The organism is Clostridium psychrophilum (assembly GCF_018861705.1).
Classification (GTDB): Bacteria; Bacillota; Clostridia; order Clostridiales; family Clostridiaceae; genus Clostridium_AD; species Clostridium_AD psychrophilum.
The window spans coordinates 1-8,073 of record NZ_JAHLEC010000133.1; the positions used below are offsets into that span (position 1 = coordinate 1).

Consider the following 8,073-nt stretch of genomic DNA (forward strand, 5'->3'; position numbering starts at 1 on the left):
ATTTTTGCAAAACATAGTAATCCTCCTCTACGTACTGATTTTGATATTATTATATCATAATTACTACGTTTGGAAGTAATTACAAGCTTTTTGTGGGATAATCATAATATAATATTAAGCCTTCTACTTAAATGTAGAGGGCTTTTTACATACTTTAAATTTTTATTAACCAAAAGTGCTATGTTAACATATCTTATAAAGAAAATACTAAATTTAGGAATGGTGTATTTTATGAGTAACCCTAATAATAATCAAAATGGAACGTTTTACTTAAACCAACAGTGTCACAATAATCATTCAACCCAAAATGATGGTTACGAAAAATATGAATGTAATAATTCTACTCATTCATTCTGGCGATGCAGTGATGAAGATTATCCCTGCTACCAACCTAAATGTAAAAACGGTTTACCTGGTCCAGCTGGACCAGTTGGACCAGTTGGACCAGGTGGGCCACAAGGCCCAATAGGTCCAGGTTTTAATTCATATCTAAACGGTGTTATAACAACTAATAGAGTAGGAATTGCAGTGGGAGAAGTAATCCCTTATGATACTGTAGGTATTGTAGGTCCTGACTACAGTTATAATGCACTAACAGGTATACTTACAGTTAATACCACAGGTGTTTATGTATTCGACTGGAGATTATGTGTTACTCCTGATCCCGGTACGGTTTCTATACAAATTGATATGGTTAAGTTTCCTGATTTAACCTTTGTTGGTGGTATATCTATTACTGCCACAAACCCACTGTTAAATGGTTCTGATATAGTTTATGCCGCAACAGCAGGCGATACATTTGGATTTGTTAATAATTCAAATGGTGCTATTAGTTTGGTATTAGTAGGTCTACTGGGTCCTATTGGAACTATAAGTATTCACAGGATTTATTAATAATACTAATCTAAATTTTAAACTATAATAAATAGTTAGGCCTTCTACAAAAATGTAGAAGGCTTTTCATTTAACATTCAAAAACGTAATTGTAAATATTGTTCCTATATTTATCTTACTTGCCACCTCAATAATACCATTATGTGCTTCAATTATTGACTTTGATAGTGCCAATCCTATTCCAATAGAATCACTTTTCTTTGAAGATTTTGCTTTATAAAACCTTTTAAATATATTAGGTAAATCTATATCACTTATACCTTCCCCTGTATCCTCTATTAATATTCTTGTATATAGAGGATTTTGCATAAGCTCTACGCTTATAGTTCCCCTAGGCAAAGTATGTTCTATAGCATTCTTAATAATATTTATAAATGCCTCTTGTAACCACAACCTATCATGCTTAAAGTTTATCTTTTCTTCTTCTTTAAAGATAATATTAACCCTGCATTCATTTGCTTTACTCTCAAGTGCATCTATTGAATCTTGAAGTGTTTCATTTAAGCTTTGTTCTTCCCTTACAATTTCTATTGCTTTAGCATCTAATTTAGCAAGTTTAAGTAGATTTTTAATCAACCAATTCATCTTTTCTAGTTGATTCTGATTATTTGTTAAAAAAGCCTCCTCTTGAACCCTTGTTAACTCTTTATTAACCATAATATCATTATATAAAATCACTGATGAGAGTGGTGTTTTTAGCTGATGCGATATATCTGATAATAAATCCACTAAAAATTCTTTTTCACGTTCTAGTTCACTTAAATTGTTTCTGATAATTCCACTCATGGAATTAAATGAAATTGCTAGTTTAGAAAAATCGCCTTCTTTATTTTCATTTATAGCTATATCATAATCTCCCTCAACTACTTTTTTTGCTGCACCAGTCAATTTTCTTATTCTTTTATATACAAAACTATATTGGAAATAATTAAGTGTAAATAATATAGCCGTCATAAAAATAAATATTATAATGATTGTGTAATTATTATTTGTTATAGTTGTTCTAGCATATGGAAAAAGTTCATCTTCTAAATTTTGTGTTAGTCCATACCCCTTTAAAAGAGCTTTTCCCTTTGTTGCCTCTTCACTCGAAACTTCTTTTGTAATAAGAGGTATAATTTCCTTCTCCATTTTTGGATCTTTCTCAACTACTCTTTCGCTAATTGCCCCCAAGCTCTTTATGTAATCATCCTTTAAATTATCATGATAGACTTTTAGACTTAAGGATGTAATAACTAAAAATAAAGTCATTAAGGACAAAAGAACTACCGTACTTATTTTTAGTTCAGCATTAATAAAATATCTCTTCATAATCTACTCCTTAGTTATCACCTGCGGTGCTGTAGTTATCACCTGCGGTGCGTTATCACCTGCAGTGCTCAATTATCACTTTCACCACTATTCATCAACTTCGGTGTCACAATCTTTATTCCATTTATACCCTAATCCACGTTTATTAACTATGAATTGCGGATTTTTCGGGTTATCTTCTATTTTATCTCTTATTCTTTTAATATAAACAGAAAGTGTGTTTTCATCAAAAAAAGGATCATCTCCTTCTAAAAGTTCACTTAATATTTCATCTCTTTTCATTAAGACTTTAGGTTTATTCATAAATATTAATAAGAGCTTATATTCTTGCGATGTCAGATTTATAACTTCACCATTTTTTCTTACTGTTCCTTTTATACTATCAACAAATATATTTTCACTTTTTATTATATTTTCTTTGGTTATGTTTTTAGAATTTCTTCTTATAGCAACCTTTATTCTTGATAAAAGTTCTCTTACACGAAAAGGCTTTGTTATGTAATCATCTCCGCCTATTTCAAGTCCTTGTACTATATTAACTTCATCATCTAGAGCTGTTAAAAATATTATTGGAACATCGCTTTTGCACCTTATGTGTTTGCATAAATCATATCCATTTCCATCAGGTAGGTTAACATCTAATAAAATCAAATCTAGTGACTCTCTATTAAATATTTTTTTTGCGCCTTCTACTGTTGATGTCCTATAAACTTCGTAGCCACCATCTTTTAAAGAAAACTCTATGCCAAGGGCTAATGATTCATCGTCTTCAACTAATAATAATCTGCTCAATTTGTTCACCTCGTCCTAAAAATTGTATTATACATATACCTTTATGATACCTCACCTATGTTTTAATTTAAAGAGACTAATTATATAATTTTCTAAATTTTATTTGTTTTTTTAAAATTATTTAAAAAGGAAAAGAGAAGATTTTTAAAAATCTTCTCTGACTGATTCAATTAAATTGGATTTTTTAATTCTTGAAAGTGGTGATAATACAGACACATACCCAATGATCAGAGATGCGATTGTCGCAATAGCTAGTGCATTCCAAGGTACAATCCAACCAAACTCTCTAAATCCTGCCATTGCCTTGTATAATAAGTAAGATATTCCGCAACCTATTATGGAACCATATATGGCACCTATAACTCCATAAAGAAGCCCCTCAAGCACTATCATTTTCTTTAAACCCTTTTGCGTTAACCCTATAGATTTTAATGTAGCAAACTCTCTTTTTCTAAGTATAATATTCGTTGTTAGTGTATTTACAATATTAACACTACTTATTAAAGAAACTACCAATACAAATCCATACAATAATATTTTAATCATCAATGTTGATGATTTACTTTTTCTATTGTTATCTATATTATTTATAACCATTAAAGATGGGTCAGCTTTTATTGCATTTTCTATTCCCATTTTACCCGCATCTTCATACTTTACATCCTTAAGAACTATATTTAAGTTAGCAGGCTTAATCTCTTTTACCCCCGTCAATTTTTCTCCCATTTTCTTTGTTGTTATTATTTTTAATCCACTTGAATCTCCATTATAATTAAAAGGATCATTTGCTAGAATAGCCATAACTTTTACTTTTTTTACATTTCCTTTACTGAATTTTGTATTTGCTATATTAGACTCGCCACCTTCATTAGCATTATATTGAAGGTCTATTTCATCTCCTACTTTTACATTTGCTATTGGCCCAAAATAATTTTTTTTCGTTTTTTCGTTATATACTACATTCTTATTAATTAAAATTACTCCATTTTCACTGTTTAGTTTTTCTTCATTAATATTTCCTGACTTTAAATATTTTTTAGAAACTTCTAATGAGTCCTTATCATAGATTGCAATAGAACCTCCTATAAGAGTTTTATCTACTCCACCTAAAGTTGTTTTTTTATATACATTCCCCATGTCCTGAATTTCTTTAACTTTGCTATTGTTATTTATTGCAGCATCGAACTGATATGAATCATATATTTTATATGTCTTATCCACTACATTCAATTTTTTAATAGAAGTTTCTATTTTATTATCTATTATTATTTTTTCTGTACCTTTATTATTTCCAACAACTGAGAAATGAATGTTTTTTGAATCATTAATGTCATCTGATATATTTAGTGACATATCCATAAACGACTTAAATGTAACAAATAGCACTACACTTATTACTATAGAAAAAACAGTTATTCTATATCTTTTTCTATTTCTCTTTATATTTTTAGCAGCCAGGGCTCCTTCGAATCCAAATATTTTTTGAATAACTCTATTTTTTCTTTTCTTTATTTTCTCCTTTGTTATTGATGTTCTACCACTTATAGCATTCAGTGGCGATATCCTTCCTGCAAAATATGCCGGTACAAGCGCAGATAGGTATATTGCTAAGAGTCCCACTGCTGCACTTATGCTTAAAACCATGGGTGATGCTGAAATTTTTATAGGCATAACCGAATCTACACCTATTAATTTAAATGCTATACTTATCCCACAGATAGCTATAAGACTACATATTAATCCAAGAGGAATTGCTATTATTGCGAGTATTGTTGCTTCTCGTAGTACAATCTTTCTAATTTGCTTGGGCGTAGTTCCCACTGCTCTTAAAAGTCCAAACTGTTTAATTCTTTCCACAACACTTATTTGAAATGAGTTATATATAACTGCTATAGTTGCTACTAGCACTATTCCAATTATTATAGCTAAAGCTACAAGTAATCCACCCATTCCAGAACCCGCATCTCCTGCTCCCTGCATTTGTATTAAGGCCTCATTTTCCAAAACAGAATTTTTCTCTCCTAACTGCTTTAATTCACGAAGAGCAGTTTTCAAGTTTGTTTTTGAGCTTATTTCTACTAGTAACACTGACTTTTGATTGTTTATATTATTATTTTTCGATAACATTATTCCATTACCACTGGTCTGACTTGCTACACTATCCTGCAGTATACCTACAAGAGTATATTCTTTATTGTTAACTTTAATTTTATTTCCTACTTTAGCATCTTTATCAACGTATTTTAATTCCCAATTTTCTACTGCTATTTCATTTTGTTTCTCTGGTAATCTCCCAAGTTTCGTTTTATATGGGAAAAGTTCTAATGCCTTATCTGTTGCATTTATTATGTCAACAGATAATTTATTACCTATTTTTACTCCCTCATTTATAGTATAAGATCCACTTCTAGAAACCTTAGGGTTATTGACTATTTTAGATACTAACTTCGCATTTGTTTTTTGAAATACTAAATGGTAAGAACCATAATTATTTTTAACATCTTGTATCTCTGCATCCTGCATCCCTTTAAAGAAAAGCCCTATTGTTGATATAAGTGCTACTGATAACACTATTCCAATAATCGTAAGAGTGGTTCTTTTCTTGTTTTTCTTCAGATATCTTCCTGTAAGTTGTTTATAACTAGTTATCATTTTTTTCCTCCTCCCTTATTTGATTTTTAAATTCTTGTCCGAAGTTATTTCACCATCTCCAATAGTTATAACCCTATCTGCCATTGCTGCTATATTAACGTCATGAGTGATGAGTATTAACGTTTGATTATATTTTTTAGCAGTGAATTTTAATAATTCTATTACATCTTTTGAATTTTTAGTATCAAGGTTCCCTGTTGGCTCATCTGCAAGTATTATTGATGGTTTATTAAATACAGCTCTACCAATTGAAACTCTTTGCTGTTGTCCTCCTGATAATTCTGATGGTAAATGGTGTTTTCTCTCGCTTAATCCAAGTACCTTAATAAGTTCTTCTAGATAAACTTTATCCACCTTATCATTATCTAGTAGTGCTGGAAGTGCCATGTTCTCTTCTACATCTAAAATAGGTAATAAGTTATAAAACTGAAATACAAAACCTATCTTTCTTCTTCTAAACACTGCAAGTTTTTCTTCTTTGTATTTATAAATACTTTCTCCATCAATAACTACATTTCCAGATGTTGGTCTGTCAAGGCCTCCTAGTAAATGAAGAAGTGTACTTTTACCAGAGCCCGATGCCCCTACAATTGCTACAAACTCACCCTTGTCAACTGATAAATTAATATTTTTAAGTGCCTCCACTTTGTTTTCACCTTTACCATATGTTTTTTTTAAATTCTCAACCTTTAAAATTTCCATTTATATCTCCCCTTTTTTTCTTATCTCACCACTATAAACATAGTATACAACTCAAAATGTTCATACTCCATATCGCTTTACTTACAAAAATAAGGGTTATCTTACAGTTTTGTAAGATAACCCTTATTTCATCAATGAAAAATATATACTAATTATACAAAAATTATAAATCAATAATATTTGAAAAAGTGAATAGAATTTATAAAATTGTCTATAATTTAAATACATCAACCTTAACATAATAATATTATTAGATTGATAATGAATGAAAATGCTGCATTGGGCTCCCCCTAAATGCAGTATTTTCATTTTAAAATATTTTTAATTATTATAAGCTAATTCATTATTTCGATTTATTAATATATTTCTTTAGGTCATTTTTCAAAATAAAATATCCTTTGACATTAGGATGTATACCATCCACTGTTTCTGTAGTTGGATTAAATGTATTATGATTTATATAAGTTATTCCATTACTCGATGCTATTATTTTTAAATTAGTATTAAATGCATATATATAATCATTACTAATGTATAACACCTTTTCTTTGTTCGCTTTGTGTAGTTTTGCGATAATATTATTGTCTACTGGAAGAATGCTTTCAATGTATATTTTAGTGTTAGGTAATTTTGTTTTTATAATATCAATTATTTTGCTATAATTGTATGTAGATTTATCAACATCAATTTTAGTATATTGTTTGCTTGCCTGTTTTAAATCATTAACTCCAAAATGCAAAAATAATATACTAGGTTTATACTTTATGACATCATCTAACCTATTTAAAATATCAGTAGTTGTATTACCTGAAACACCTTCATTAACTATATTACCATCATTAAATAATGCATTTAAATTACACTTATCAACTATACTATCTCCTAAAAATGTCACTTGGTTATTATTAAATTCTCTCTTATTATATATCGTATTAGCATAAACTTTATATTTTGTATATCCTACTCCACCTTCTCTATAAACAAAACCAACACTAATTAAAATTACTGCAAATAATATAGCTGCACCATATTTAATATATTTTTTTTCCATATAATAACCTCCAATTCGTATAGCTATTACTAATATACCATAATTATGCATTAATTGTAAAATATATAATGTAGTGATTGAGCTATATTTTATGTATTATTTAAATTAATATTTCATATTATGTACTATAGCTACATAAAGGAGTAATGTGAAAATGGCGAAAAATGATAGTCATGGCTTTAATATAGAGAAACTTCATGCTGCTAAAGCCAAAATGAATGAGAGCAAAGATATAGAATTAGATATTAAAAAAAGTACACGAAGAAACTTGATTATAACAAGCCTAATTATAATTATTGGATTCGTTATAGCTTTAACCGTAATAAATCCATCTATTGTGAGATTTTCATCCTTTTCTTTTAAACCTATATAAAGAGTACATATGTGCTCTTTTTTTCTTTTTCCCAACATCAATTATTTTAGTCAAATTAAATAGTAATAATTTTGTAGATATAACTTATATTCCGCTGAATGATTTTTAAAACTAGTTATTTACTAAAAAGAAATTATTTTACAATTATTTACAAAAAGGAATTTTAAGTTTTATGTCGAATATATTCATAAAATACTTTTTGAAGGTGAGTAAACTTATGAATATGAATGATATATTATCAATTGACATGGAAATGTACTATGATTGCAAAATGAATTTTATGGTGGGTCTTTGTGAA

At 28.9% G+C, this 8,073-nt stretch carries 7 protein-coding genes; 2 read left to right on the plus strand and 5 right to left on the minus strand.

Annotation, left to right across the window (positions count from 1 at the left end):
• The first annotated feature begins 231 nt into the window (after nucleotides 1–231).
• Nucleotides 232–894, plus strand: coding sequence for a hypothetical protein (locus KPL38_RS17150; protein ID WP_216290360.1), 663 nt, complete (start codon nucleotides 232–234; stop codon nucleotides 892–894).
• A gap of 66 nt (nucleotides 895–960) precedes the next feature.
• Here KPL38_RS17150 and KPL38_RS17155 read toward each other — a convergent pair whose 3' ends face one another.
• The 5 genes from KPL38_RS17155 to KPL38_RS17175 all read right to left on the minus strand — a co-directional run bounded on the left by KPL38_RS17155 (nucleotide 961) and on the right by KPL38_RS17175 (nucleotide 7,402).
• Nucleotides 961–2,205, minus strand: coding sequence for a HAMP domain-containing sensor histidine kinase (locus tag KPL38_RS17155; RefSeq protein ID WP_216290361.1), 1,245 nt, complete (start codon nucleotides 2,203–2,205; stop codon nucleotides 961–963).
• A gap of 87 nt (nucleotides 2,206–2,292) precedes the next feature.
• Nucleotides 2,293–2,997, minus strand: a complete 705-nt coding sequence (locus tag KPL38_RS17160) for a response regulator transcription factor (protein ID WP_216290362.1) — start codon at nucleotides 2,995–2,997, stop codon at nucleotides 2,293–2,295.
• Nucleotides 2,998–3,141: 144 nt separating this feature from the next.
• Nucleotides 3,142–5,649 carry an ABC transporter permease gene (locus KPL38_RS17165; protein ID WP_216290363.1) on the minus strand — a complete coding sequence of 836 codons (2,508 nt, stop codon included), beginning with the start codon at nucleotides 5,647–5,649 and terminating at the stop codon, nucleotides 3,142–3,144.
• Between the two features lie 15 nt (nucleotides 5,650–5,664).
• On the minus strand, nucleotides 5,665–6,351 hold the full coding sequence (locus KPL38_RS17170) for an ABC transporter ATP-binding protein (RefSeq protein ID WP_216290364.1): 687 nt from the start codon (nucleotides 6,349–6,351) through the stop codon (nucleotides 5,665–5,667).
• Between the two features lie 343 nt (nucleotides 6,352–6,694).
• Nucleotides 6,695–7,402 (minus strand): SGNH/GDSL hydrolase family protein, encoded by a 708-nt coding sequence (locus KPL38_RS17175; RefSeq protein WP_216290365.1) that lies wholly within the window; start codon nucleotides 7,400–7,402, stop codon nucleotides 6,695–6,697.
• 154 nt (nucleotides 7,403–7,556) lie between these two features.
• On the opposite strand from KPL38_RS17175, the gene KPL38_RS17180 reads away from it, so the two are divergent.
• On the plus strand, nucleotides 7,557–7,775 hold the full coding sequence (locus tag KPL38_RS17180) for a hypothetical protein (protein WP_216290366.1): 219 nt from the start codon (nucleotides 7,557–7,559) through the stop codon (nucleotides 7,773–7,775).
• Nucleotides 7,776–8,073 lie beyond the last annotated feature (298 nt).